The organism is Streptomyces botrytidirepellens (assembly GCF_003721215.1).
In the GTDB taxonomy this organism is placed as follows: Bacteria; Actinomycetota; Actinomycetes; order Streptomycetales; family Streptomycetaceae; genus Streptomyces; species Streptomyces himastatinicus.
Genome location: NZ_RIBZ01000460.1, coordinates 1 through 1,405 on the forward strand (window position 1 = coordinate 1; position 1,405 = coordinate 1,405).

The following is a 1,405-nucleotide window of genomic DNA, read 5'->3' on the forward strand; positions in this document are numbered from 1 at the left end:
TTTTCGGTCCGGATTTCGGCATGCCGAAGTCGTTCCCGATTGGGGGTCGTGCGGAGTGGTTTGCCGCCGGTGCGGCTCGAGTGGCTGTCCCGTTTCCCTGCGGGCTCCGTGACAACTCGAAGAACACTACACGACGCCCCGACGGCCTTCAAACCCGTGCCGGGGCGCCCCCGTGGGCGTACTCTCTGTGGCATGACGAAGCATGCGCACCTTGCCCAGTGGTGGCCCGCCTGACGGCGGCCGCCCCCCAGCGCATGCACTTCCACGGCCGCCGCTCCGGCGGCCGTTTCCGTATCTGCTCCCTCTCGCGGAGTCGGCCGTCCGGTCCGGCGGTCCCGAGACAGCGGGAGAGAGCACACCCATGGCACACACCACGACGGCACGCCCCCGGATCTTCAGCGGGGTCAAGCCGACCGGGCATCTGACCCTCGGCAACTACCTCGGCGCCCTGCGCCGGTGGGTCGAGGAGGACCAGTACCGGGCCGACGCGCTGTTCTGCGTCGTCGATCTGCACGCGCTGACCGTTGAGCACGATCCGGCGCGGGTGCGGCGGCTGACCCGGCAGGCGGCCACGCTGTTCCTGGCGGCCGGTCTGGATCCGGCGCACTGCACCCTGTTCGTCCAGAGTCATGTGGACGAACACGCGCGGCTCTCCTATCTGATGGAGTGCACGGCCGCGGACGGCGAGATGCGGCGGATGATCCAGTACAAGGAGAAGGTCGCGCGGGAGTCGGCGCGGGGCAGGAGCGTACGGCTGTCGCTCCTCACCTATCCGGCGCTGATGGCGGCCGACATCCTGGCGTACGGGACGAACGAGGTGCCGGTCGGCGACGACCAGACGCAGCACGTGGAACTGACGCGGGATCTGGCGCGGCGGTTCAACCAGCGGTACGGGCCGGTCTTCACCGTGCCGCGGGCGACGCCGCCGCCGGTGGCGGCGCGGGTGATGGACCTTCAGGACCCGCTGTCGAAGATGGGGAAGTCGCACGCCGAGGGCCGGGGCATCGTCTATCTGCTGGACGAGGCGGATGTCGTGCGCAAGAAGATCATGCGGGCGGTCACGGACAGCGGCAGCGATGTCCGCTACGACCGGGAGGAGCGGCCCGGGGTGTCGAACCTGCTGGATGTGCTCGCGGCGTGCACCGGGGGCAAGCCGGAGGTGCTGGCCGAGGAGTACACCTCGTACGGGGCACTGAAGGGCGCGGTGGCCGAGGCGGTCGTGGAGGTGTTGCGGCCGCTGCGGGCCCGGCACGCCGAGTTGAGCGCGGACCCGGGGTACGTCGACGGGGTGCTGCGGGCCGGTGCCGAGCGCGCCCGGTCGCTGGCCCGGCCGCGGGTCGACGCCGCCTACGCGGCGGTGGGGCTGCTGCCGCCGACCTGAGCCGGAGCGGGCCCCGGCTCGGCA

Annotated in this window: 1 protein-coding gene; it reads left to right on the forward strand. The window is 71.4% G+C overall.

What is annotated here, in order from left to right:
• The first annotated feature begins 361 nt into the window (after positions 1–361).
• On the forward strand, positions 362–1,381 hold the full coding sequence (gene trpS / locus EEJ42_RS31600; protein WP_123105288.1) for a tryptophan--tRNA ligase: 1,020 nt from the start codon (positions 362–364) through the stop codon (positions 1,379–1,381).
• The last annotated feature ends 24 nt before the right edge of the window (positions 1,382–1,405 follow it).